The 24,673-nt window shown below is 41.5% G+C and carries 22 protein-coding genes and 1 other RNA gene; 10 read left to right on the plus strand and 13 right to left on the minus strand.

The window, feature by feature from the left end:
* The first annotated feature begins 39 nt into the window (after positions 1-39).
* From AFM12_RS04305 to AFM12_RS04315, 3 genes are all read left to right on the plus strand, one after another.
* Positions 40-1,542, plus strand: a complete 1,503-nt coding sequence (locus tag AFM12_RS04305; RefSeq protein WP_055144239.1) for an arylsulfatase — start codon at positions 40-42, stop codon at positions 1,540-1,542.
* Between the two features lie 79 nt (positions 1,543-1,621).
* Positions 1,622-2,650 carry a hypothetical protein gene (locus AFM12_RS04310; RefSeq protein ID WP_055144241.1) on the plus strand — a complete coding sequence of 343 codons (1,029 nt, stop codon included), beginning with the start codon at positions 1,622-1,624 and terminating at the stop codon, positions 2,648-2,650.
* 75 nt (positions 2,651-2,725) lie between these two features.
* On the plus strand, positions 2,726-3,193 hold the full coding sequence (locus AFM12_RS04315; protein WP_055144243.1) for a hypothetical protein: 468 nt from the start codon (positions 2,726-2,728) through the stop codon (positions 3,191-3,193).
* 361 nt (positions 3,194-3,554) lie between these two features.
* Here AFM12_RS04315 and AFM12_RS04320 read toward each other — a convergent pair whose 3' ends face one another.
* Together AFM12_RS04320 and polA are read right to left on the minus strand one after the other, a co-directional pair.
* Positions 3,555-4,262: a hypothetical protein gene (locus AFM12_RS04320; protein WP_055144246.1), complete on the minus strand. Its 708-nt coding sequence runs from the start codon at positions 4,260-4,262 to the stop codon at positions 3,555-3,557.
* Positions 4,263-4,333: 71 nt separating this feature from the next.
* Complete coding sequence (gene polA / locus AFM12_RS04325; RefSeq protein ID WP_055144248.1) at positions 4,334-7,168, minus strand: DNA polymerase I; 2,835 nt, start codon at positions 7,166-7,168, stop codon at positions 4,334-4,336.
* A gap of 77 nt (positions 7,169-7,245) precedes the next feature.
* Here polA and AFM12_RS04330 point away from each other — a divergent pair, with 77 nt between their 5' ends.
* On the plus strand, positions 7,246-8,634 hold the full coding sequence (locus AFM12_RS04330; protein ID WP_055144249.1) for a vanadium-dependent haloperoxidase: 1,389 nt from the start codon (positions 7,246-7,248) through the stop codon (positions 8,632-8,634).
* A gap of 8 nt (positions 8,635-8,642) precedes the next feature.
* On the opposite strand, the gene AFM12_RS04335 is transcribed toward AFM12_RS04330, so the two are convergent.
* From AFM12_RS04335 to AFM12_RS04365, 7 genes are all read right to left on the minus strand, one after another.
* The gene (locus AFM12_RS04335) at positions 8,643-9,536 is read right to left on the minus strand and encodes a hypothetical protein (protein ID WP_055144250.1); all 894 of its coding nucleotides are present in this window, start codon (positions 9,534-9,536) and stop codon (positions 8,643-8,645) included.
* A gap of 31 nt (positions 9,537-9,567) precedes the next feature.
* Positions 9,568-10,692, minus strand: a complete 1,125-nt coding sequence (lepB, locus tag AFM12_RS04340) for a signal peptidase I (RefSeq protein ID WP_055144251.1) — start codon at positions 10,690-10,692, stop codon at positions 9,568-9,570.
* A gap of 80 nt (positions 10,693-10,772) precedes the next feature.
* Positions 10,773-11,489 (minus strand): 4-hydroxy-tetrahydrodipicolinate reductase, encoded by a 717-nt coding sequence (dapB, locus tag AFM12_RS04345; RefSeq protein WP_055144252.1) that lies wholly within the window; start codon positions 11,487-11,489, stop codon positions 10,773-10,775.
* 9 nt (positions 11,490-11,498) lie between these two features.
* The gene (locus AFM12_RS04350) at positions 11,499-12,353 is read right to left on the minus strand and encodes a DUF5683 domain-containing protein (protein WP_055144253.1); all 855 of its coding nucleotides are present in this window, start codon (positions 12,351-12,353) and stop codon (positions 11,499-11,501) included.
* Between the two features lie 33 nt (positions 12,354-12,386).
* Positions 12,387-13,265, minus strand: coding sequence for a ParB/RepB/Spo0J family partition protein (locus AFM12_RS04355; protein ID WP_055144254.1), 879 nt, complete (start codon positions 13,263-13,265; stop codon positions 12,387-12,389).
* Positions 13,266-13,268: 3 nt separating this feature from the next.
* Entirely contained in the window at positions 13,269-13,877 is a 609-nt protein-coding gene (locus AFM12_RS04360; RefSeq protein ID WP_055144256.1) for a ParA family protein, read from the minus strand.
* A gap of 178 nt (positions 13,878-14,055) precedes the next feature.
* The gene (locus AFM12_RS04365; RefSeq protein ID WP_055144258.1) at positions 14,056-14,916 is read right to left on the minus strand and encodes a MerR family transcriptional regulator; all 861 of its coding nucleotides are present in this window, start codon (positions 14,914-14,916) and stop codon (positions 14,056-14,058) included.
* A 116-nt stretch (positions 14,917-15,032) separates the two neighbouring features.
* Here AFM12_RS04365 and AFM12_RS04370 point away from each other — a divergent pair, with 116 nt between their 5' ends.
* From AFM12_RS04370 to AFM12_RS04380, 3 genes are read left to right on the plus strand one after another with little or no spacing between them, the layout of a single operon-like run.
* Complete coding sequence (locus tag AFM12_RS04370) at positions 15,033-16,826, plus strand: fasciclin domain-containing protein (protein ID WP_131458183.1); 1,794 nt, start codon at positions 15,033-15,035, stop codon at positions 16,824-16,826.
* 57 nt (positions 16,827-16,883) lie between these two features.
* On the plus strand, positions 16,884-17,039 hold the full coding sequence (locus tag AFM12_RS19670) for a Lacal_2735 family protein (protein ID WP_055144262.1): 156 nt from the start codon (positions 16,884-16,886) through the stop codon (positions 17,037-17,039).
* A 44-nt stretch (positions 17,040-17,083) separates the two neighbouring features.
* Positions 17,084-18,088, plus strand: coding sequence for an alpha/beta hydrolase (locus tag AFM12_RS04380; protein ID WP_055144264.1), 1,005 nt, complete (start codon positions 17,084-17,086; stop codon positions 18,086-18,088).
* On the opposite strand, the gene AFM12_RS04385 is transcribed toward AFM12_RS04380, so the two are convergent.
* On the minus strand, positions 18,078-20,405 hold the full coding sequence (locus AFM12_RS04385) for a hypothetical protein (RefSeq protein ID WP_055144265.1): 2,328 nt from the start codon (positions 20,403-20,405) through the stop codon (positions 18,078-18,080). The genes AFM12_RS04380 and AFM12_RS04385 overlap by 11 nt on opposite strands.
* Entirely contained in the window at positions 20,395-20,745 is a 351-nt protein-coding gene (locus AFM12_RS04390; RefSeq protein WP_082391190.1) for a transmembrane 220 family protein, read from the minus strand. Before AFM12_RS04390 ends, AFM12_RS04385 begins: the two co-directional genes overlap by 11 nt.
* Before the next feature lie 99 nt (positions 20,746-20,844).
* Between AFM12_RS04390 and ffs the strand changes: the two genes are divergently transcribed.
* The 3 genes from ffs (at position 20,845) to AFM12_RS04405 (ending at position 22,393) form a co-directional block, all read left to right on the plus strand.
* Positions 20,845-20,930: signal recognition particle sRNA small type (ffs, locus tag AFM12_RS19450), an RNA gene on the plus strand.
* A 49-nt stretch (positions 20,931-20,979) separates the two neighbouring features.
* Positions 20,980-21,636: a fructose-6-phosphate aldolase gene (fsa, locus tag AFM12_RS04400; protein ID WP_055144271.1), complete on the plus strand. Its 657-nt coding sequence runs from the start codon at positions 20,980-20,982 to the stop codon at positions 21,634-21,636.
* An 82-nt stretch (positions 21,637-21,718) separates the two neighbouring features.
* Positions 21,719-22,393, plus strand: a complete 675-nt coding sequence (locus AFM12_RS04405; RefSeq protein WP_055144273.1) for a cell division ATP-binding protein FtsE — start codon at positions 21,719-21,721, stop codon at positions 22,391-22,393.
* Here the strand turns inward: AFM12_RS04405 and AFM12_RS04410 are convergent.
* Positions 22,377-23,084: a hypothetical protein gene (locus AFM12_RS04410; RefSeq protein WP_055144274.1), complete on the minus strand. Its 708-nt coding sequence runs from the start codon at positions 23,082-23,084 to the stop codon at positions 22,377-22,379. The two genes, AFM12_RS04405 and AFM12_RS04410, sit on opposite strands and share 17 nt — an antisense overlap.
* On the minus strand, positions 23,081-24,649 hold the full coding sequence (gene porX / locus AFM12_RS04415) for a T9SS response regulator signal transducer PorX (RefSeq protein ID WP_055144275.1): 1,569 nt from the start codon (positions 24,647-24,649) through the stop codon (positions 23,081-23,083). Before porX ends, AFM12_RS04410 begins: the two co-directional genes overlap by 4 nt.
* Positions 24,650-24,673: the final 24 nt, after the last annotated feature.

A 24,673-nucleotide genomic window follows, 5' to 3' on the forward strand; every position in this document is an offset into this window, starting at 1 on the left:
CGGCTTGCCGAAACCAGGAGCAATACCTAAGTTTACTACATGCTTAAAACGACTCTATTCCTACTACTGACTTGTTTGTCATTAACTGCACAGCAGAAGCCTAACATCATCTATATTCTGGCAGACGACCTTGGCTATGGAGAAATCGGCGTAAACGGTCAAAGGTCAATCGAGACACCGAATATTGACGCTCTGGCAGCCAATGGCATGAACTTTACTCAGCATTATGCCGGAGCTCCGGTATGTGCTCCTTCACGCTGTGTTTTACTTACCGGAAAACATTTAGGTAATGCCTATATCAGAGGTAATGACGAATGGGCAGAACGAGGTGAAGTCTGGAACCTGAAAGCCATGAATGAAAACCCGGCTTTGGAAGGTCAACGACCAATGCCTGACAGTATTCTGACAGTCGCCGAAATACTACAGGAAAATGGATACAAAACGGCTCTCGTTGGCAAATGGGGCCTGGGAGCACCTTTAACAGAAAGTACAGCCAATAAACAAGGCTTTGACTATTTCTTCGGCTACAATTGTCAAAGACAGGCCCATACACTTTTCCCTACGCACTTATGGGAAAACGAGGAAAGGTATTCTTTAAATAACAAGTTTGTAGATCTACACCAAAAATTACCGGAAGGTCTCGACCCTTACGACCCTGCTTCTTATTCCGATTATCAACTTACCGACTACGCACCGGAAATTATGCACCAAAAAGCTCTGGACTTCCTAAATTCAACGGATGACGAGCCCTTTTTTCTTTACTACGCTTCACCACTGCCTCATGTTCCGCTTCAAGCTCCTGATCGATGGGTTCTTTATTATCAGGAAAAATTTGGTTTAGAAGAACCTTACTCTGGCAATTACTACCCAAACCGCACGCCAAGAGCCACATATGCTGCAATGGTTTCTTATCTGGACGAACAAGTGGGTGACCTAGTATCAGCCCTAAATGCCAAAGGCCAATTAGAAAATACCCTGATCATTTTCAGCAGCGATAACGGCCCCAGCTATGCCGGTGGAGCTCAGCCAGAGTTTTTCAATTCAGCAGGTAGATTTCAGGAAAAATACGGACGTGGGAAAGGTTTTGTGTTCGAAGGGGGTATACGTGTCCCAATGATTGCCTCATGGCCGGGTCAAATTCGTGCGGGCAGTACCAGCGAGCACATCAGTAGCTTCTACGATTTTCTCCCGACTGTTTGCGAGCTCTTGAAAACATCCACTCCTGAAACTGATGGTATCAGCTTTTTACCGGAATTGCTGGGCGAAGAACAAAAAGTACATGAATATCTTTATTGGGAATTCCCGGAATATAAAGGTCAGCAAGCGATTCGAATGGGTGACTGGAAGGCTATTCGTCAAAATATTCAGGAAGGAAATCTAGAAATTGAGTTATATAATCTTAAAAAAGACCCTGAAGAGCTCTATAATCTGGCAAAAGAGGAACCTGAATTAGTGAGACAAATGGAAGAACTCTTTCGCCAAAACCATCATCAATCTGACCTCACCAAATTCAGGATGAAAGCTTTGGGTGACGATCTTTGATCTTTTTACCTAATTACACGATGCCCTTGCCTTTACGGGTTCACTAAATTTGTCATTTAAAACCTAACCTAAAAAGATCATGAAACTAAGGTTTACCTTTTTTGCAGTATTGCTATGTCAAATAGCAGCGGCACAGATCACATTTTCACCTGAAGAGGAAAAGATTGGGGTTAATAAAACGGCTGGCGTCAACACCTCGGGTAATAAGCCTTTTTGGCTTGGCACCGGCAATTATCCTCTTATCCATCTGGATTCCAGTCAAAATCATAAAGTGGGTATCGGGGTTGGTTATAAATCAGGGCCCGGAATCACTTCTCCCTATACTTTTTCTGAGCATGCCAAGCTACATATTCGTCATGAAGGTGGACCAGGGAGCAGCTCGCAAAGCCAAAAAGGCCCTCACTTGTTATTGGATGAAGCCACAGCCAATGGAGCGGCCTCCATCCGCTTCAGACAGTCCACCTTGGAAACCTCAGGGCCTGCAGGTGGGGAAACGCTAGTTCCCGGAAGCCGATACTGGGATTTGAGAGGTTTTGCCAATGGAGCTCTAATCTGGGACGACGAGTTCAGATTAATAAATTCCGCCGTAAGTAACGACTTGTTGAGGGTTGGTGGTAATGGCAAATTCACCTTCAGTGGAGATGGCATCACTACATTAGAGATCAAATCAAAAGCAGACAATCTGACTTCTGTAATATCCTTTGGATCAGTCGATTCACTCAATACAGGCAATATAAGACACTTCAATACAGAAGGCGTTACTCAATTTGAAACCAAAGGAAAAGTCGCTTTAGCTCTTGACAATGGTTTTGCCAAGATTGGAAGTGATCCGTTGGCTCCGAAAGTTAAAACGTGGTTGGGAACAGGCGAAATAGCTGATGCCTCTGGTAACCTGATCAATTTTACTGGCTTACCGGTAGATGCCACCAAAATTCTTGATATCTCTGTCATGCTTTCACGCTCAATAACTATTGAAGGTATCGGGACATTTGAACAGACATACAAACTTTACAATGTATCTATTCTTAATAACATCGTAACCGTTGGCCCAGCAGGCAATGACGAAATCGGCGAACAAGTAAGAGTTTTTGTGGTTTATATGGAGTAGTTAGCTAGTGATTTTCTTGAACCGATCAAATTACATTTCTAAATTTCCAAGGAATTTGAAAAACCTGACCTTTGAATGTTTTCTTTAAGAAAATCCGCACTGCTGCTTATACTTCTTTCTTTATTATTTAATTCCTGCGAAATATGGGAAGGTATTCCTGAAGAAGTCAGAGATTTTGCTCTTGAAGTAGAAGGTCATTATGAAGCCCGTCAGATCAAATTTTCTCAAGGCCTGGTTAGAGAACTTTTGCCAAGCGACAAAAATGAATATTTCCACTTTATCAATATGGATATCAATCGAATAGATACCAACTTTGTTGAAGTTCAGCTCTTCTTTGATGAGTTTTCTGGAAAGGAGAATTCAATAGATACTCTGGAAATCATTCGAAAAAGAAATATTGATGTTCTACAATTTTTCGGAAATCAGGACTATCAACTTGAACTGTATTTCCAATATTCCATGTCTACTATGGAACTGGCTTTCTATCACCCTTCCTATTTCTTTCCTTCAGATGTCGTCATAGCTGAAATGAATAAGAAATAACCTGATGAACATATGTTATAGTAAGCAGGGAACAAATGACTGTTTGAGTGAAATTTATAGTCAATATCAAACCCGCTTAAGCCTCTGGCAAAGGTCTGCTTTTTAACAGACTGTTCTCTACTCCGCTCGAACTGACAGTCGAAAACTCAAGGCGTTTTTTGGTAAAATGTCAGGTTGCAGAAGAAAAATACTCTCGAATTAATAAATACACATTTCACCTTTTATGATAAAATTGAAATGTTTCAAAGACCAATATAATATGCACAGTTCTTCTGTAATGGAATTATTCTGTAAGGGTACTTGCTGTAAAGTTTGTAAATTCTTAAAGCCGTCATCAAATAATTTCTAATTGCCCCAATTGTCATGGGCATGGAACAGGAGATGATGAAAATTGACCTGAATCATTAATGATTGTTTTGAAACAGTTTCCTCCCGCTGATTTCATAATAATTCCTGAAACCGCTTCAGTTAAAATTAAATCTCCATTTTCAACACGAATATTACCATTTACTTGAAGCCGATCTACAGGATTTGTCGTATTAATACCAACAAATCCACTTTCTGAAATTCGCATTCTCTCAGGCACTAAAGCTCCATAATAATTCGGCCCCGTTAGAAAAGTAATACCTGTATGTCCAACTGAGTATTGCGTACTTGATCTTAATATTAATCCCTTTCCTCCTTTATTTGAAATTACCCCATGATCTGCATAAGTATCGAATAGACCGTATCCCGAGCCCAATCCATAGTTTTCGGCAAAATACATCGATTCCAGAAACTTATTTTCGCTAGGACCTGATTGTTTTATTCCTACAGTTCCAAAACTATCGAGATTCTTAAGGTAGACATAATTCCTTTCGTCAATAGATGACTCCCCCCCCCTAACACTATCTTCTACATATAGTTTTGTGTTAATTTCACTAGAATTTAAAGAGATTTTCGTCGTAACAATATGTGTTGATCCATCACTTATTGGTTTCAGACTATAGGGTACTTGACTAAAAGAAATAACTGGAAAAAAAGTAGCAAATGAAAGAATCAAAAATCTTTTTGAAAATTGCGGAATCATAAATTAGTGAGTATACAACTGCGGATAATGTTTGCAAGATAACTTAATTTTTTAATTGAAAATGTTTAACATCAATGTGCCTCCAACCAATTCTCACCGATCCCCATCCCCGTATCAATCTTTACTTTCATCGGGATAGCGTTGACCATTAGTTTGTGGACGTTTTCTTTGAGGATGTCCAGTTCGTCTTTGTGGGCGTCGAAAATCAATTCATCATGCACCTGAAGCAGCATTTTTGATTTGAGGTTTTCTTTCTTCATCCACTTGTCAATGTTGATCATGGCCACTTTGATCATATCTGCTGCTGAACCTTGAATTGGAGCATTTATGGCGTTTCTCTCTGCAAAACCGCGGTTGGTTTGGTTGCGGGAGTTGATATCTCTCAGATACCTTCTGCGGCCTAAGATAGTTTCAGCGTACTCGTTTTCCCGGGCTTTGTTAACGCACTCATCCATATAGGACTTTACCCGTGGAAACTGCTCAAAATAATTATCAATGATCTCTTTCGCCTCAGAACGGGCAATGCCCAATCGCTGAGCTAAACCAAAAGCTGAAATACCATAGATGATACCAAAATTGACCATTTTAGATTTACGACGCATATCCGAAGTTACGTCCGCAAGGTTTACCCCAAAGACCTTTGAGGCCGTGGTGCTATGAATATCTACGTCGTTATTGAAGGCATTTACCATAGACTCATCTTCACTGAAAGCTGCCATGATCCTCAGCTCAATCTGGCTGTAGTCTGCCGAGAATATTTTGTAATCTTCATTTCGCGGAATAAAAGCCTTTCTAATCTCACGCCCACGCTCAGTCCTGATTGGGATGTTCTGAAGGTTTGGATTATTGGAACTCAATCGTCCCGTAGCAGCAACAGCCTGATTATACGAAGTATGAATATGACCTGTCCGTTTATTGACCAATGCCGGCAAGGCATCTACGTAGGTACTTTTGAGTTTACTCAACTCTCTGAAATCTAAAATTTTGCGGGCAATGGCGTGCTCATTTTCATACTTCACAAGGATATCCTCACCTGTGGCATATTGACCTGAAGGTGTTTTTTTGGGTTTGAGATCAATTTTGAGATGATCAAACAAAATCTCTCCTAATTGCTTTGGCGAGCCCACATTAAACTCTGTTCCTGCAAGTTCAAATATTTCTTTTTGAGTAGAAACGATATCCGTTTGAAGCGTTTCAGACAATTCATAAAGCGAATGAACATCCACGTTGATCCCTTCCATTTCCATATCAGAGAGAACATGGACCAGGGGCACCTCTACTTCGTCCAGTAACTTCCTTTGGCCCCGGGCCTGTAGTTCGGCGTCCAGTTTGTGTTTTAGTTGAAGTGTGATATCGGCATCTTCAGATGCATATTCTGTCACCTGCTCTACCGGCACATCACGCATATTGCCTTGCTTTTTACCCTTTTTACCAATTAAGGTCTCAATGGAAACTGGCTGATAGTTCAAATATTGATCGGCTAAAGCGTCCATGCCGTGACGTTGATCGGGCTCAAGAAGATAATGAGCCAGCATGGTATCATATTGAGGACCAGCAACTCTCACTCCGTACGTTTTAAGTACCGAGATGTCATATTTTAGGTTCTGGGCTATTTTACCCACCTTTTCATTTTCAAAAACAGGTTTGAACTCATCGACGATGGCCTGAGTTTCCTCCCTTTTGGGTGGAGTAGGAACATAATAGGCTTCACCCGGTAAATAGCTGAAAGACATGCCTACCAGCTCCGCATCAAAGGCGTCTACATCAGTCGTTTCAGTATCAAAACAGAATTCATCCTGTGCCTGAAGATACTTTATAAGCTCGGCACGCTTCTCTTTGGAATCTATGCAGTAATACCGGTGATCCTTTGTCTCAATGGTTTGAATAACAGCCGGGAGGCCGGGTTCTGCCACGGCCACATCCGCACTGGTACCACCGAACAAATCCATTTGAGAAGACTCCACCGTTGCAGACTTTTTGACTTTTGCAGGAGCAGCAGTACTAACCGTCGCCGGTTCATCACTTGAGCTTTCTCCCGGCAGCATTCTCCTTTTCAGTGTTCTGAACTCCATTTCATCCAGAAATGCTGCCAACTCTTCTTTAGAGTATTCTTCAACCTTTAATCTTTCTTCATCAAAAGCAATGGGTACGTTGATATCAATCCTAGCAAGCTCTTTTGAGAGCAAGGCGGATTCTCTTCCATCACGTACCTTCTCTCCTATTTTTCCTTTGATTTCATCTGCATGCTCCAAAAGGCCCTCTACACTGCCGTATTCTTTTAGGTATTTCAATGCCGTTTTCTCACCCACTCCGGGTATTCCTGGAATGTTATCCACCTTATCGCCCATCAGGCCAAGCATATCCACCACCTGATCAATATGATCAATGCCCCATTTAGCTTTCACCTCCTCGATCCCCTGCTTTTCTATCGCATTTCCCATAAAAGCCGGCTTATATAGGAAGATATGCTCCTCCACGAGCTGGCCATAATCTTTATCGGGCGTGTACATATAGACCTCAAAATCTTCTCGTGCAGCTTTTTTGGCAATGGTACCAATGATATCATCGGCCTCATAGCCGTCAAGTTCAAGCAGCTCAACATTCATCGCCTTGGCCAACCTTTTCACCAACGGAATAGCAATACCAATATCCTCCGGCATTTCTTCACGATTCGCCTTATACTCTGGAAAGCGAACATGTCTGAAAGTAGGTGCTTTGGTATCAAAAACGATCGCAATATGGCTTGGATTTTCCTTTCTAAAAACCTCCAAAAGGGTATTGGTAAAACCAAAAACAGCTGAGGTATTCATTCCGGTTGTGGTAATTCTCGGGTTTTTGATGAATGCAAAATGTGCTCTGTAGATAAGGGCCATTGCATCAAGCAAAAAGAGTTTTTTAGAAGGCATCGGGGTTGAGATTTGATGAAAAATAAGTCTTCAATATTCGTTAATTTTACGCTCTATTAAAACCGAATGCTCAGATAATGATCAAAAAAACGGCTCTTGTCCTCCTGCTTTCTTCCTCTCTCATTTACGCACAGCAAATTACCCCTGGCAATTACCAGGCTCGTAACGAAACTGAGCTGGTTGAGTTTGAATTTGTGCTGCCGCCAAAGGCATACGATTTTAATACGTCTGATCTTCTGGTGAAATGGCATGTCATTATGTTTGATTTGCTGGAGCAATCTACCGGATACACCCCAAATGTGGCGGGTCGAAGCCTAGCTTATGTCAATCTGGCAGCTTATGAATCCATGCTTCCTGGGCATCCTGAGTATCAAAGCCTGAGCGGCCAAATTCAGGAATATAAGCGACCAGAAGATTATGATGTGGGTGAGGAATATTTCAATGACGCCACCGCTGTAAACAATGCCATTTTCTCAATGGTTGATAAGATGTTTGCCACCGCACCGTATGTTTGGATGGAAAAAGTTTGGGCTTTCAAAGACTCCGTCAATGGTGTGCTTGAGAGCCAACTGGATCTTGTGACTTACCAAAAATCCAAGAACTATGGACTTGCCATTGCCGATCTGATTTACGACTACTCCAAAACAGATGGTGGTCATCAATCATACATTAGAAGTTATGACATGAACTACCTTCTACCAGCCTGCGAGGCCTGTTTTGAGATTCACCGTCAGGCTGATGTGGAAAATACAGGCCCTCTGCACCCACAATGGATTAACAACAGAACCTTTGTTGCTGAGAATAACACCGATTTCGGGATTAAACCGAAAGTTACTTTCTCTAAATACCCTGAGTCACCTTTTTATAAAATGGCCAATGAGGTCTACGAGGAGTCGAAAACCGTTAACCCGGGCAATAAAAAATATGTGATTGCCAATTTCTGGGATGATGCCGCCGGCTTTACGTATACGGCTCCGGGGCATTCATTTGCCCTGTTGACGATGGTTATGAGAAACCGAACCATTTCTCTTGCAGAAGCTACTGAAATTTATGCAAGGTTGGGAATTGCCGTTAATGACGCTATCATTTGCAGCTGGAAAGGTAAATACAAGCATAACCTGATTCGTCCGGTTGCTTATATCAATCGCTATATCGACTCCGCCTGGGAGCCGAAACTATTGACACCACCTTTTCCAGAATTTCCTTCGGGTCATTCAGTGCAATCTGCCGCGATGGCTGAGGTCTTGACAGCCACCGTCGGTGACAATCAGGAAATCACGGATTATTCCAAATTCTGGGTGGGTGAGCCCCGTAAATTCAACTCATTCTGGGAAGCGGCTGATGAAGTCAGTATATCAAGACTTTATGGTGGAATCCACTATCGGGATGCTTTAGATCAAGGTCAGGATATGGGAAGATTAGTTGGTAAAAACGTACTGGAGCATTTGAAGTTTAGGGCAGATTAACTTCAGTGTTATTTCTCCAAAAAATCTAAAACAGCCTGCCAGTCCTCCTGATAAAAATCAGCGACTTCTTCCTTTTCTTTTTTGCTGATCAAAGGTTGATTTGAGAAAAAGGAATCCGGTACAATTTTGGCCAAATACATGACCACATACCTGATCGTATCTACTCTAAGACGGTAAAATCTGTTCCTCAAATCTGAGGAATAAGGCTTTGAACGAGAAATGTTGACATATTTCATAACCCATCGTAAAGCCTTCAATTGGCGATCATTATACGAAGTGTGGACGGGTTTGAGACTTACTGTTGATTCGTCAAATTCCTCACCGACGTAGTCCGCCAGCTTTTTGAGAAACTCCAGAGGATTTTTCCGTAGATCACCATGAATTAAATAAAGCGGCGGATATTGAGTTTTACTTTCCAGAAACTCAATCTTGGGTCTATACTTGATTTCCTCAGGATCAAAAACAGACTCACCATTCTGATTCCACAATTCATCAAAACGAATATTGAAACCGTTTTTAACGATGCGTTTATAATGAGAAACGAGCCAACCACTCAGTGGTCGCATCACCATGATAATCCTGGCCTGCGGAAAAGCCGATAAAAAATCATTCACCTCCACCTCAAAATGGCTGTTGAGGTTTAGCTCCATGGAGACCAGATACCGCTTATGCTCCTTTTTAAGAATGATTTCCTTCGCCTCAGGGTAGCGATCTTTATTGATGAAATGCAGCTTTTTATAGGACGGAAAAATGCTTTTCTGAAGGTACTTGGTTCCTGTACGTTCCACACCCACATGAAAGTAGATTTCTGTATCTGAGAAATCGGTGGTAAGCAGTTTTTCTTGCAGATCTGCCGGAGTCTCGCGAGGCACTCCGTATTCTATCATGTAAGGAATCATCATAAAAAAGCCGGAGGGTTGCTCCGGCTCAAAATTACTTAATCAAACTGAAAAGTCGTTTCCATCGAATCTTATTGAGCAGATTACCATCTGCATCAATTGACATCCAGATGAACACAGCCTTTCCAACAATGTGATCCTCAGGCACAAAGCCCCAGAAACGGCTGTCGTCAGACTCATAACGATTATCACCCATCATGAAATAATAATCCTGATTGAAAGTATATTCCGTAATCGGCTGACCATCAAGATAAACCTTTCCGTCTTTTACTTCAGCATTATCATTATGATCAAAAGTGGTGATCACCCCTTTGTAAAGAGCGAAATTCAGTTCATTGGTCAAATCAACGGTCATTCCTTTTTTAGGAATGGTCACCGGACCAAAGTTATCTCTGTTCCAGTTCACTAAATCAGGTCTGTACGGGAATGTCTTATAAGGAGTCAAAGAGTCATCCGCGGCAATGATATCAGGGTAAATATTGGTCACGAAATCAAGACCCTGAAGATTATTCACCGCACTTTCAGTGGCATTGATGGCATAATAATATTTGCCATCCTGAGTTCCCTGGCCACGCTCGCTCACATCGTATTTGTTCCATAGATTCGGGTTGATGGAAGTAGTACTTTCAAGTGTGTACCATTTCTGCATACCTTCAGGATTCTCCATGGCTTTATCATTGACATAGACCTGAGCATCTTTGACACTCACCTGATCTCCTGCTATACCGATACAACGCTTGATATAGTTCGTTCTCAGGTCAACCGGGTATTTATCAAAACCACCAAACTGATCTGGACGCTCAGGGCAGCCCGGATAGTTAAACACCACCACGTCGCCGTTCTTAACATCTGTGAAACCAGGTAATCTGAAATAGGGTAACTCAATGGCATCTGAATAAGAAGGCACCTCAGTAAACCAGATTTTCTGGTGCGTCAATGGCACCTGAAGTGGCGTCATAGGTGTACGAGAACCATAATGCACCTTACTTACAAAAAGGAAATCATTAACAAGAAGGCTTTTCTCCATGGAGCCTGTAGGAATGGTGTAGGCTTCGAGAAACAACCATCTGATGAGTGTGGCGGCTACTACAGCGAACAGAACGGAGTCAAACCATTCTCTAATCGGGCCTTTCTTTTTCTTTTCTTTGTCTTTAGCCATTGGCTTTAAAATTTTTGGCGAAACTAGTTTAAAATCTTTAATTATATCCTAAAAAATGGAAGAAGGGCATATTTCCGTGATCAAAACCCTAACATTTGATCCATGTTTAAGACCCCTTTTTTGTCTTTTATCCACTCGGCCGCAATTACAGCTCCCAGAGCAAAGCCCTGACGGCTTTTGGCCTCATGCTTTATTTCAATCTCATCAACTGCAGAGATATATTTAATACTGTGCGTACCCGGAACAGTACCTTCGCGACTACTCCAGATCGGCACCTCATTGGCCTTTGCAATTTCCTGATTTACCCAGCTATCTTTTCCCTCAATTCCTTCAATGATACCTTCAGCAAGTGTAATGGCAGTTCCACTTGGCGAATCCAGCTTTTCGGTATGGTGAATCTCATTGCTGGTCACTTCATATTGGTTTTGACCGTTCATCAGTTTGGCCAATTGCTTATTCAATTGAAAGAAGAGATTGACCCCGATACTGTAATTGCTGGCATAGAAAAATGCTGCTTCGTTTTCATTGCAAAGCTTTTCAATTTCAGCTTTTTTATCCAGCCATCCCGTGGTTCCTGAAACCACTTTTAAACCCTTTTTCATGCAAAACTGTAGGTTATCAAAAGCAGAAGCCGGCGAACTGAATTCAATCACCGCATCCGTATTTTCAGGACTAATCTTCTCACGATCTTCTTTATTGGCCACGTCTATTTTAAATGAGATTTCATGTCCGCGATCCAGAGCAATTTGCTCAATCACTCTTCCCATTTTACCGTAACCCAATAACGCAATTCTCATATACTCTAATTATTTAAACTCAAATGCCAAACTTATACCCGAGGCCTGCATACCAAAAGTCTGCGGCCCTGCCGGTTTTATTTTAAATGAAATATCTTCACTCATGTCAAAGGTTTTCAGGTGGGCCGCCACATTGGCCTCCAAGGCAAAAAACAGCCACCCGGCCGCAAAACCAATGTAAGAGGCATCACGCCATCTTCGGTATTGATTTTTGGCCGACTGAAAAGTTTGGGAATTGAAAGAACCTATGATCTCGCTGTCTTCCACATTCACCTCTTCCGCAACAAAATAGGTGGTTTGCACACCTTCAATATCACCTGATTGTTTATTCAGTACATACTTTTTGCCATCGGTATCTCTAACATAAAGAATGGCATTATCAGCATCATTTGATACAAAAAACAGACTGCTTTGTGGCAAAGAATTGGCAATCGAAAGGTCAACATTATCGTAAAAAGCCAGATTTCGGCTCACGAAAGTGGCTCGCTCATAATGGCCTAGATACTTCTGATATTGCTGGTTATTTGCTCTTATTCCGTAATACCAGCCGGCACCGGCAGCTCCGTAAACCAAGCCTACTTTCCAGAAATCACGATTGGTAATTTGCCCCCAGCCCGGTAAAAATAAAGATCGAATGAAAGCTACCCGAGGTTTTTCCAAAGACGTGTATGGTTTCACACCGAAAACCTTCCCCATGGTTTTGAAGAATTTTCCGGTAGTATCAGACTTTGTCACTGCCTTTTTAACTTCCTTAATCGCAGCCTCCACTTTAACAGAGTCCACAAAAACAGAGTCAGGCAACACCTGTGCTTTCAGGCTAACCGAAAAAATGAGGAGAACAGAAAATGTGATTAGTGCTTTCATTAAGCTTATTAACGCCTTTCAGACTGCTTAATTCTACTTTTTAAGTCTATTTAACAAAGTCTCAAGCTCTTCTTTGCTTTTGAAAGGAATCTTGATTTCACCTTTATTTTTGGCATCAGCTTTCACCAAAACTTTCGTTCCAAACCAGCCGGCAAGTCTTTCCTGAAGATCAAGCATTTCCCGTCTGATCTCCGAAACTTTCTTCGGTTTTGGTTCTTCATCCCCCCCCATTTGCATAGCTCTCACCAGCTCTTCCACTTTTCTTACGGAGAGCTGCTCGTTAACCGTTTTACGGTATAACTTTTCCATGGCTTTGTCATCCTCCAGACCCAATAGAGCTCTGGCATGGCCCATCCCAATCAAATTTCCCTGAAGACCTTGCTGCACCTCGGCAGGTAATTTGAGCAGTCGCAGATAGTTATTGACCGTTGAACGCTTCTTTCCTACCCTTTCGCCCAGTTCTTCCTGTTTGAGATTACACTCGGTCATGAGTCGTTGATAGCTCAATGCTACCTCCAAGGCATTCAGGTTTTCACGCTGAATATTTTCAATCAGAGCCATTTCCAGCATTTGCTGCTCGTCAGCGGTTCTGATGTAGGCAGGTATTTTTTTTAGGTTCGCCAGTTTTGAGGCCTGAAGACGTCTCTCACCGGAAATCAGTTGATAACGTCCGCCATCTATTTGTCGTACCGTGATCGGCTGTATAATACCCTGAATGCGGATAGACTCAGATAATTCCTGAAGAGCTTCCTCATCAAAATGTGTTCTTGGCTGAAAAGGATTGACATCAATGGAATCCACAGAAATATGAGCAGAGAGCTCGTCTGTCACTATTTTCTCTTCTTTCACCTCTTCCTTGTCCGGAAGAAGCGTACCCAAACCTTTTCCTAATCCTCTTCTTTGCTTCATCATATCCTATAATAACTGATTAGCTACACTTAAATAAGTTACTGCAGCTCTTTGAGTAAGCTCACTTAAAACAACTTTTTTAAAATCTTTCTGGCGGGCCAGATAATAGTTTCTTTGAATAGCTGGCAGCACTAAATCTCCAAAATTAAGCTTTAGTTCCTTTAGTACAGCCTCACTCGTCTCACTGTCCGGTTTATACATCACCGGCAAAAAACCACAGGTCTTAATCTTTACCGCATCGACTAACCGAAGAACGTCCGGCAATTCGTTTAAGCCATAAAATTCACATTCTACCGGAATTAACACCTCAGCAAGTGCTGACAGAGCTTTAAATATTTCACCCATTTTGTGAGCCGGGCAGTCAATCACAATTTTATCAAAAAGATCAAGGCTTTCTTGGTCTATCTCACCGGCATTCTGGAAAGTCAAAAATGAATTAAGGTTAATTCTTCCCTTTTTTGATTGACTACACAATCCCTCCATCCATTTCCCCGGATCCAGATCAATCAATAAGGTTTTCTGAGTTAATGTGGCAAAGCATAGTGCCAAATTTAGACTCGTTGTACTCTTCCCAGATTGCCGTGCACCGTTGGCTATGATGTAGATTTTTCCCATTGCCTAATTCTGGTGCAAATTTGAGCTTAATTCATGGTAAAGCCAATAGATGTTCCACGAAAAATTCAGGAATGTTCCACAGCTATATTGAGCCCTAAGAACATTGTAGCTTTAAGTGAAAAATAAAAGCTCGGTAACATCAGCGTAAATTTCCTCAGCTGCAACTTGGCCCTATCACTCAGGAGGTCTGGTCAAGAAAATCAATAAACTCCTGTGGATTAGCGAAGAAGGTGGCCTGTTCGTCTAAGGCATCAATTTTAATCCCTGAATACAAAAGGTCAGTTTGCGAATCGGCGAGAAAGCTTTTCAAATTTACGATCGTATCCTCTGCAGGGGGAATAGTAAAAATTGTCATGATTCGCTTCGCATTTGTTAACTCAATAACGGGTTGAAGATTCTCTACGGGCACTTTCCTGCTCAGGTAGACACACTTTATATTTCTTAGTTTGGCGAGATAGCAGCTTAGCAAAAGCCCAATCTCATGTTCTTCTTCATCAAGCAGAGCAAAAATCATAGGCGATTTGGTTCCTTGCGACATCTCCTCTAATTCTGCATTTAATCGCTGGGCAAGAAGATGACTCACAAAATGCTCCTGTGCCGGAAGTGATTTACCTGCGGCCCATAAAACTCCAAGGTATTGAAGGAAAGGATATATTAGAAACAGAAAAGTGGCCTCAAATCCTGATTGACTTATTTCGTCTTCAATAACTGCTCTAATGGTATCTTCGTCAAGAGCCAAGGTTGCCGTAGCAAGAAGTTTAACTAAATCAGTTATCGCTACATTCTGATCTCTGGCAAACTCCAGCACACGATCAGAGATTTCTTTCTGAGACATATCAGCTATTGCCGATATCTTGTAACCTCTTTCCAACAAAAAGCTGGCGTTTATTAAGGTAACCAACTGATCATCTGTATAATACCTAATTTTTGAATCAGTACGATTTGGCATTACAAAACCGTATCTTTTTTCCCAAGCTCTAAGAGAATGTGTACTCAGGCCTGTGAGCTTTTCAATGTCTGAAATCGAGTATTTTCTCATGTTTTTTGCTTGAAGTTGAACTTAGATGTAGATACATTAGTTACATCTACATCAACGATTGTCTAACTGTAAACACTTCAAAGTTAGACAAAATAAAAACTAAACAAATCAAAGCTATGGAAAAACTTATGCGATTCAAATGGACAACTCTTCTGCCTCTAATTCTCTTCATTACAGCCTTAACTGGTTGTGATAAAGAAGAACCAGACCCGATCATGGAACAGACTTCTATTGCTGAAATAGCTGTAGCGACCCCTGAACTATCGACTCTGGTATCCGCTCTTCAAACCGCCGATCTGGTGAGCACTTTCCAAGAAACTGGACCTTTCACAGTTTTTGCACCCACAAATGCAGCCTTTGAAAAACTTGACCCGACAACACTAAATACCATTCTGAATGATCAGGCTCTTCTAACAAGGCTGCTACAGTATCATGTGGTTGGAGGTGCGGTTTTATCTTCGCAGCTAAGCAACGGACCCGTACCCACGCTCGAGGGCTCCACAATTGCTGTTGATCTCACCTCAGGAGTAGTTCTGAATGGTTCAGCCAATGTTATAACGGCAAATGTTGAAGCTTCAAACGGTGTGGTTCACCTGATTGATGAGGTCTTGATTCCCGAAGACTTCTTTGCCCAAACCATTACACAAATTGCTACTTCTAACTCTGACTTTAGTATTCTTGCCAGCATTCTTGCTCGTCCCGAAATGAGCGATCTGTTAGCAGCAGCGTCCAATCCTTCTAGTACACTCACGGTATTTGCTCCCACAAATCAAGCTTTTACCAATCTCCTCGCTACCTTATCAACTTTAGGAATTAATAGTTTAGATGAGCTGCCGAGTGGGCTATTGGCAGAAATCGTTCAATATCATATCATAGGAAATACAGTTCTTTCAGGAGATTTGAGTGAGGGAGAAGTTCAGACGTTGTTGAGTGAAGAAAGTGTTAGCGTTAGCCTGGCTAATGGTGTAATGATCAACAATGCCAACGTGGTTCAGGCCGATGTTCAAGCCATAAATGGAGTTGTACACGCCGTAGATCAGGTTTTAATACCCAGCTTTATTGCAAACGCCTTGGGAACAATCTCTCAAAGTATAGTTTTCAACCCTGATTACACAATTCTGGCAGCAGCTTTACGTAAAGCCGGGTTACTCAACACCTTATCAACTACTGACAATTTAACGCTATTTGCTCCAACGAACGATGCTTTTACCGCCGCAGGAATCACTTCTCTTGATGGTCTCACGGCTGAATCCCTAACACCAATTCTTCTCTATCATGTATTGGGAGCCAAGGTTACATCAAACCTTTTGCCTGCATCAGGAATTGCCACTACTCTTCAAGGCGATAATCTGTACCTGGGCTATTTAGGTTCTGGAGGAGTGCTGATCAATGGACTATCCAACATTGTTGCGGTAGACGAAGAATTAGGATCTGGCGTAATTCATCAGATTGATAATGTCTTGACACCTCCTTCCCCGGATGTTGTTGACGTCGCGGTAGCCATGAGTCAGGCAGAGACAGCTGAATTTACAGTTCTCACAAGTCTGCTGACTTCACCCGACTTTGCCGCTGTAACTCAAGCACTAAAAACTGCGGAAAACGTTACAGTTTTTGCACCAACTGATGCTGCGTTTGCCGAAATAGCCGATGTCATTCCAACGCTTACAGTTGATCAGATTACTTCAATTCTTCAATACCACGTACTAGGTGACAGAGTTTTCAGTACTGATTTGACCAATGGACAAACGGCTACAACTTTGAACGGACAAACATTCCAAATCAATTTGGGAGCCACCGCCACTATTACAGACAAATCCGGAGGCCGTGATGCACAGATTCTGGAGACCAACGTTCACGGAAGAAATGGCGTCATTCATGTCATTGATAAAGTAATACTACCTGAATTATAAAATGAGCTGGAAGGTGACTCCAACGAGTCACCTTCTTAATTTCTAAATCACAGTCCAATGTTTAATCTATTCAAATCGAAAAAAGAGAAGCTGCAACTGAAACATAGAAAACTGCTTGAGCAGGCTTTCCAAATGTCAAGAATTGATCGCTCAAAATCGGATCAATTACACGCGGAAGCGGGAAAAGTATTAGAGGAAATAGAAAAACTTTAATTCCCGTTTTTTAATTATTTTTGGGCAAACCCTGTTGAAAAATCATGCTTAAAAAGCCCTTTATCTTTGTTGTCGGAACCATCATTCTTGCTCTTGGTTTAACTTATTATTTCGGCCCAAGACCAGAAAAACCAGATCTGCAAAAAGAATACTCTTTTGACTTACCCAATGAATTAGGTCAACTCGAAGCCAAAATTACTCAGGAAGAGCAAAATATTGATGGTATCAAAAAAGACAATGAGGCTGAATTCGTTTGGGCAGACAGCATTCCAAGGGTCACAGAATATTCCATCGTCTATATTCATGGCTTTTCTGCTTCGCATGAAGAAGGTGCTCCTGTTCATGAAAATCTGGCAAAAAAATATCACGCTAACCTTTTCAAGGCACGAATGGCCGAGCATGGCACTGATCGTGGTGATGAAACAATGGCTGAACTCACGACCGATCGTTATATTGAAACTGCTGAGCGGGCACTGGCTATCGGTAGAAAAATTGGTAAAAAAGTGATTATTGTGGCCACATCTGCAGGTGGAGCTCTTTCCTTACATCTGGCTTCAAAGCATGACGACATTGAAGCAATGGTTCTTTATTCCCCATGTATTCAGATTTATGACGAAAATGCCGCACTTCTTGATGACCCCTGGGGGCTCAAGCTTGGTCAAATGGTACAGGGAAAGCCTTTCAATGATATTACTCCGGCCAATGAAAACCAGCCGCTTTACTGGACCATGCATTACCGTCTGGAAGCCTTAGTCGCCCTTCAAAATCTACTTACTCACACCATGAATGAAGAGACCTTCTCAAAGGTGACATGCCCGGTTTTTGTAGGTTATTATTACAAAGACGAAGAAAATCAGGATAAGGTCGTTTCAGTTCCGGCAATCCTCAATATGTATGACCAACTGGGTTCAGAACATAAGGTCAAAAAAGCTTTTCCAAATGCCGCAAATCACGTTTTAGCATCATGGGTTTTGTCCAGTGATGTCGCAGGTGTTCAGATGGAAACAGAGAAATTCCTCGATGAAATAGTGGATAAGACTACTCTTTAACTACTTTAAAGAAGTGCCAAACACGGCTTTTATCCATCAGTTTCAAAACATAAACGCCGTCCGATAAACCTCTTAGATCAATCAAATCAGCAGAAATCGGCAAGTCATAGCTTTTCCCGTTTAATGCTACGGCAGAAGCCCTGAGAAAGTGCTTCTCAATATTAACACGAAGAAAATCTTTTGTTGGATTCGGATAAGGAGCGAGATACTGCTCAGAAGCTAGAGAACTCAATACTTTCTGAACCTCCACCGTAAGTTCCGCCGAGCCAACACAACCACGGCTATTGGTAACCTGAACGCTATAAACACCAGCATTAGCCTGAGCAGCATTTTGAACAAGCGGGTTTTGCTCAGACGAACTAAAACCGTTTGGACCTGTCCATTGATAAGTAGAGCCGCCAGTCGCTGACAGCTGAATATCTGCTCCTTCATTTACCGTTCCGCCGCCGGAAGCTGTGGCATTGACAGTAGCCACCTCAATTTCAATTTGCTCCTCCTGGCTTTCAGCACAGCCAGTTTTTTGACAGGAAGCACTGTAAGTAGTACTGCTTGCAGGAGAAACAAGAATATCCGATGTGGTTTCAGAAGTAGACCAAAGCAAATTTCCAAGATCACAGGTTCCTGAAAGGGTGATAGCCTCATCCGTTTCCGGGCATTTAAAATCAGCCGAACTGGTTAGAACCGGCTTTTGTAATTCCTGAATGGAGATATTGATAGCTTCCGATTCCAGACCTTCATGATTTTTGAAAATGAGTTGATAATCACCTTTCTCAATAGCTTCAGGTAAATTGAAACCAGACTCATTTTGAGTCAATATCATATTTCCACCTTCATTGATAATTTCCACGGAACTGATAGCATCTGATGAAGAGACCTCGAGCTTTTCACCGGCACAATAGTCGTTTCTGTTTAACTGAACCACCAGTTTCTGCTCCAAACCAAACTCACCTTCCGGGCTTATGTAGTTTGTGTAAAGGTCATATTCCTCTACGTTGATATCGTCATTTTTACTCCCCGAGTAAAGAGCAATGACTCCCCCACTTTCATGCGGAACTAAGCGGTAATTACTCCACCATTTAAAGTCGGTCAACTGAAGCCCAAATTCACCAAAAAGCTGATTTCCGTTTGCATCTAAATGCTGAATAGACATATCAAAACCAACCGCTTTTGAGGTAAACCACATCACATAACATCCGCCTTCCCCGTCTGAAGCAAACTTATGCGGGGTAAAATAACTTTTGCCTGCTTGTGTTTTGAATACCGGCTTTTGCCATAAGACATTACCCTGAGCATCTACTCCGGCAGCCATCATTTTAGTTTCGGTGAGGTTGGGTTCATTCCAGGCCATGATTCCACCACCGTTCTCGTTGGGACCGATATGAATGTCATAAGCATTATTTGTACCCAGCACCACACCGCCTGTTTTCCAGATGTTATTGAGGTTTTGATCTAGCTTTTGGGCGACAACCTTTTTTGGACCGGAGCCGGATAAACTGCGTCCCAAATAGGTAAAACCATCAATATTTTGAAAATCATCAATTCTTGACTCTCCTGAGAAAGAGTTATTTAAAACCGACTTTAAACCAACCAAATTTTGACCGGATAAATCATACTTAAACCCTTTAAAATCTTCAGGACCAGATTGCCTCACAAAAACGTCCAAAGTCCCTTCCCGTTTGTCGAAAGCAACTTTTGAGCCTTCTGCAAAAGCCAATTTTAAATTCACAGACTCCCCTTTTTGCAGGTCAGAATCGAACTTTTGAAGAACTAACTGATCCCCACTTCCACCGGGGGCATTATAAACCAGAAATAGATTTGTGACTGAATCCTCTCCAACAGTCAGCACCGCTTTATTGATATCAGAATTTAATATGCTTTGAGCTACCAAAATACCTTCTGAAGACATAAGCTCACCTGAATTGCTCACTTTAGTGATTCGAATATTCTTAATATTCGGCTGTGAAGAATTAATTATCTCATGCCAAACTACAACCAAATCGCCGTTCTGAGAGATAAATAATGATTTCGCGGCCAGTTGAAGGCTCACACCCGAAATAATCTTCCCTATTCTAAGACCTCCGGAGGTGAACTGAGACTCACCAAATTGATTTAACTTCTGTACATAAATCTCACCATTGCCTGACCTAAAGTCGGTCCAGGCGTAGTAACTATTCCCTCGATCATCCGAATTAAACGCCACATCAAACTCCGTAGCGGGCCCCTGAGCCATAGGCAAAGGAGTTTTGTCATTATTGTTCCATTGGGCAGTGGCCGAAATGGCCGTAGTGAGCAGCAAAAAAATTGTCTTAAGCTTCATTAGAAGGCAGGAAAGCGTAAATAAGCAATATTAAAGTATTGATAAAAAGGCCCAGCGACTCTCGTCCGAGTTCTATATTGATGGTTTTCATGCCCATTTCATTGAGCATCACTCCTTCCCACTGTTCAGGATAAAGGCTTACTCCCCAAAGAAAATAAACGATTGCCGGCAGGATAAATACCAACGATGAATCCTTGTATTTCATTTTACGCCAGCCTAAAAAGGCCACAATTAAATAAATGGGTATCCAGATATGCGGATCCGGGTCATTCCATTGAAAGAATGCGAAAAGAAGCATGAGAGCAATGCTGAGGTATAACAGACTCTTTTTTACTGACATAGCAAATAGGAAGATTATTTGGGGCGAATTTAGTGGAATTCCTGCACTAAAAATAAAACAGACTGATTTGGGGACCTATACAAATATTCTTACCTTTGTGACGGCAAATTACCAGCTCCTGCTGAATCCCCCAGGACCGGAAGGTAGCAAGGGTAGGCGGTTGTAGCGGTGAATTTGCCATTTTTTTTGAAACTTATTTTATAATTGTCAATCTGACATTTAAAACTATATCTCATGAAATTTTTTATCGATACAGCTAGTCTGAAAGATATTCAGGAAGCTCAGGATCTAGGTGTTCTGGACGGAGTTACAACTAACCCATCGCTAATGGCCAAAGAAGGAATTGGTGGTGAAGAGAACGTAAAGAATCACTACAAAGCCATCTGCGAAATTGTGGACGGAGATGTAAGTGCTGAAGTAATCTCTACTGATTTTGAAGGTATCGTTAGAGAAGGTGAAGAACTTGTAAAGCTTGATGATCAGATTGTGGTAAAAGTACCAATGATCAAAGACGGTATCAAGGCCATCAAATATTTCTCAGAAAGAGGGATCAGAACGAACTGTACACTTGTTTTCTCTGCGGGTCAGGCTCTTTTGGCTGCCAAAGCAGGTGCTACTTATGTTTCTCCTTTTATTGGTCGTTTGGATGATATCTCAACCGACGGTCTTCAATTGATTCAGGATATCAGAGACATTTATGATAACTACGGTTATACCACTGAAATTCTGGCGGCTTCTGTACGTCACCCAATGCACATTCTGGAATGTGCTAAAATTGGTGCCGATGTAATGACCGGACCACTTTCAGCCATTCTTGCATTATTGAAGCATCCGTTGACAGATAATGGTTTAGCCCAATTTTTAGCAGATCATGCCAAAGTGAACGGCTAAGTCTTTCATAATCATTTTTAAAGAATTCCGGTTTTACTCATCAAAGTTATATCTTTGCTGAGCCTCAAAACCGGATTTTTTTATGGTCATTTCTGTCAAAAACGCTGACATTTATCAAAAGGAACAACTCATTCTCTCAGATGTAAATTTTGAGGTCAATGAAGGCGAATTTGTTTACCTGATTGGCAAAACAGGCAGCGGAAAATCGTCACTTCTCAAAACGCTTTATGCCGAGCTGTGGCTTGAAAAAGGACAGGCTACTGTTGCAGGTTTTGACCTTCACGTATTAAGAAAAAAAGATACTCCGGAGTTGAGAAGGAAAATTGGAATCGTGTTTCAGGATTTTCAATTATTGACCGACAGGAACGTCAAAAAGAACCTTGAATTTTTTCTCAAAGCCATGGGCTGGAAAGAAAAAAGTCAAATTGATGCCCGTGTGGCCGAGGTTCTTGTTCAGGTTGATCTACCAGATGTTCTTCAAAAAATGCCCCACCAGCTTTCAGGGGGTGAACAGCAGCGTATTTCTATTGCCAGGGCTTTACTGAATCATCCGCAAATTATCATGGCTGATGAGCCTACAGGGAACCTGGACCCGGAAAAGTCACTGGATATTCTGAAGTTGTTTATGAAAATCAATAAAGAATCAAACACCGCTGTTTTGATGGCAACTCATGATCTGGAATTGATTGAACGCTTTCCAAGAAGAACCATTTTCTGTGATAAGGGCACTGTTAACGATCTTACAGAAAGTTTGTAAGATTTAATCGAATCTGAAAATTCGAATGCTTGATTACACTTTTATCGTGGTATATTTCATCGTAGCCTACAACAGGATTTTGTATGATATAGAATGAATCGCGGCGAGTAGTTGTAATTTTCTCAGAATCCTGAAAGTAAAGACCCAAATCAACATATCTGGGGTCACCGTCTTTTTTCAACCATTTGATGCCAATTCCAGCTCCTAATCCATAATTTTTTGTGGTCTTGGTATCTCCAAAAACTTTGCGGGTTTCACCTTCTCCGAGCAACTCGGTAACTTTTGAATTCACAAAAGCTGGTCCCGCAAAGAGATCAAAAAATGGATTAATCTTACTTGCCCCTGAAACCGGTCGCCATCGAGCCACAAAATTTAGCCAATAATAATTATGCTGATTGGTAAAGCGGTTTTTCTGGTAATAATCCACAGGATCAGAACCCCACCCAAGCAATCCGAACTCCCCTCCTACCATAATGGGAGAGTTGCGGTCTGATTTGGAAATAGGATTAAAAAGATAACCTCCAACTAAACCAATTTTAGAAGTATTTTTATCAAACCCGTCGAGGTATTCTTTGTAAGATCCTACGGCATTGGCGTTTAAAGGCCCCCAATACCACGATCCTTTGTCAACATATTGAGCTTTTGAATTAAAAAAAATGCTTAAAAAAAGTAAAGTTAGAAAGTACCTCATTTTGCTTTTAGATACACACAAGGAATAATGACTTCCTCCAAAGATACACCTCCATGCTGAAAAGTATCTTTATAATGGCTCACATAATAATTGTAATTATTAGGATATGCAAAGAAGTAATCGTCTGTTGTAAAGAAATAAGAAGTGGAAACATTCGGACTTGGTAAGCCATAATTGTCAGGTCTTCTAACCTCTATAACGTGGTCAGCTTTGTCAGACAGATTCAAGTTTTTGCCTTGTTTATACCTCAAATTTGTGTTGACATTCCTGTCTCCCACAATTCTTTTGGCATTTTTTACCCTAACCATCCCATGATCAGTGGTGATAATTACCCGACCTTTTTTCTCGGCAATCATCTTTAGCAAGTCCAGTAGCGGGGAGTGCTCTATCCAGGATTTAGTGATTGACCTGTAGGCCGCCTCATCGGGTGCTAACTGCTTAATCATCTGTGAGTCTGTACGGGCATGGGAAAGCATATCCACGAAATTGTAGACCACACAGTTCAGATCATTATTCATCAGATTATTGAAATTATCATTCAGCGTTTTGCCATGATTATTGGTAATAATCTTGTTGTAGGAAAACTTAATATCCTTATGCCCCTTGCTTAATTGCAGGCGTAGCAACTCCTCTTCATTTTGATTCAGTCCATCTTCATTATCTCCTTCATCAGTGACCCAAAGATTGGGGTACCTTTTTGAGATTTCCAGAGGAGTCATTCCGGCAAAGATTGCATTTCTTGAATATGAGGTGCTGGTGGGTAAAATTGAGTAGTACGTATCCTCTTTTTCAATTCTAAAGTACTCTGAGATCGTCTTGCTGATAACTCTCCACTGATCATATCTGAAGTTATCAATCAGAATAAAGAACAAAGGGCCCTCCTCTTCTTTGACCCGCGGTAAGACCATTTTTTTCATCAAATGATGAGACATCACGGGTCTTTCTGCATTGGGTTCACAAATCCAATCTTCATAAGATTCTTCAATGAATTGTGAAAACTTAGAATTGGCTTCCTGCTTTTGCATCTCAAAAACCTCTTCCATCGATTTATCAGAAGAACCATCAAGTTCTAAATCCCAGTAAACAAGTCTCTTATAAATATCAGCCCACTCTTCATGATCAATACGATCATTATATTGCATAGCCAGATTTCTAAAATCCTGCTGGTAACTCATATTGGTCTTTTCAGAAACCAATCGCTTATTATCCAACAGTTTTTTGACTGTCATTAATATCTGATTCGGGTTAATCGGCTTAATTAAGTAGTCGGCGATTTTTGAGCCAATCGCCTCTTCCATGATATGCTCCTCTTCAGATTTGGTGATCATAACCACCGGAATCGTGGGTCTGATTATTTTTATCTCTGCCAGCGTTTCCAAACCTGTCATGCCAGCCATCATTTCATCCAGAAAAACGATATCAAATCTGGTTTCTTTTACCTTATCAATGGCATCTGAACCACTGGGAACTGGGGTAACATCATAACCTTTGCCTTCCAGAAAAACAATGTATGGTTTTAGCAGATCTATCTCGTCATCTGCCCAAAGTATGGAATATCTGTTCATTGATTTAGTTTTGTTTCTATACTC

This window comes from Jiulongibacter sediminis (genome assembly GCF_001306455.1).
Taxonomy (GTDB): Bacteria; Bacteroidota; Bacteroidia; order Cytophagales; family Spirosomataceae; genus Jiulongibacter; species Jiulongibacter sediminis.

Bases quoted from the DNA above. Each gene is read 5' to 3' on its own strand.
- AFM12_RS04330 (WP_055144249.1), top strand. From the start codon at position 7,246: ATGATCAAAAAAACGGCTCTTGTCCTCCTGCTTTCTTCCTCTCTCATT.
- AFM12_RS04385 (WP_055144265.1), bottom strand. From the start codon at position 20,405: ATGAAGCTTAAGACAATTTTTTTGCTGCTCACTACGGCCATTTCGGCC.
- AFM12_RS04320 (WP_055144246.1), bottom strand. From the start codon at position 4,262: ATGATTCCGCAATTTTCAAAAAGATTTTTGATTCTTTCATTTGCTACT.
- porX (WP_055144275.1), bottom strand. From the start codon at position 24,649: ATGAACAGATATTCCATACTTTGGGCAGATGACGAGATAGATCTGCTA.
- AFM12_RS04315 (WP_055144243.1), top strand. From the start codon at position 2,726: ATGTTTTCTTTAAGAAAATCCGCACTGCTGCTTATACTTCTTTCTTTA.
- AFM12_RS04390 (WP_082391190.1), bottom strand. From the start codon at position 20,745: ATGTCAGTAAAAAAGAGTCTGTTATACCTCAGCATTGCTCTCATGCTT.
- AFM12_RS04380 (WP_055144264.1), top strand. From the start codon at position 17,084: ATGCTTAAAAAGCCCTTTATCTTTGTTGTCGGAACCATCATTCTTGCT.
- AFM12_RS04310 (WP_055144241.1), top strand. From the start codon at position 1,622: ATGAAACTAAGGTTTACCTTTTTTGCAGTATTGCTATGTCAAATAGCA.
- AFM12_RS19670 (WP_055144262.1), top strand. From the start codon at position 16,884: ATGTTTAATCTATTCAAATCGAAAAAAGAGAAGCTGCAACTGAAACAT.
- AFM12_RS04355 (WP_055144254.1), bottom strand. From the start codon at position 13,265: ATGATGAAGCAAAGAAGAGGATTAGGAAAAGGTTTGGGTACGCTTCTT.
- fsa (WP_055144271.1), top strand. From the start codon at position 20,980: ATGAAATTTTTTATCGATACAGCTAGTCTGAAAGATATTCAGGAAGCT.
- AFM12_RS04410 (WP_055144274.1), bottom strand. From the start codon at position 23,084: ATGAGGTACTTTCTAACTTTACTTTTTTTAAGCATTTTTTTTAATTCA.
- AFM12_RS04365 (WP_055144258.1), bottom strand. From the start codon at position 14,916: ATGAGAAAATACTCGATTTCAGACATTGAAAAGCTCACAGGCCTGAGT.
- AFM12_RS04360 (WP_055144256.1), bottom strand. From the start codon at position 13,877: ATGGGAAAAATCTACATCATAGCCAACGGTGCACGGCAATCTGGGAAG.
- dapB (WP_055144252.1), bottom strand. From the start codon at position 11,489: ATGAGAATTGCGTTATTGGGTTACGGTAAAATGGGAAGAGTGATTGAG.
- AFM12_RS04305 (WP_055144239.1), top strand. From the start codon at position 40: ATGCTTAAAACGACTCTATTCCTACTACTGACTTGTTTGTCATTAACT.
- AFM12_RS04335 (WP_055144250.1), bottom strand. From the start codon at position 9,536: ATGATGATTCCTTACATGATAGAATACGGAGTGCCTCGCGAGACTCCG.
- AFM12_RS04350 (WP_055144253.1), bottom strand. From the start codon at position 12,353: ATGAAAGCACTAATCACATTTTCTGTTCTCCTCATTTTTTCGGTTAGC.
- AFM12_RS04370 (WP_131458183.1), top strand. From the start codon at position 15,033: ATGGAAAAACTTATGCGATTCAAATGGACAACTCTTCTGCCTCTAATT.
- lepB (WP_055144251.1), bottom strand. From the start codon at position 10,692: ATGGCTAAAGACAAAGAAAAGAAAAAGAAAGGCCCGATTAGAGAATGG.
- polA (WP_055144248.1), bottom strand. From the start codon at position 7,168: ATGCCTTCTAAAAAACTCTTTTTGCTTGATGCAATGGCCCTTATCTAC.
- AFM12_RS04405 (WP_055144273.1), top strand. From the start codon at position 21,719: ATGGTCATTTCTGTCAAAAACGCTGACATTTATCAAAAGGAACAACTC.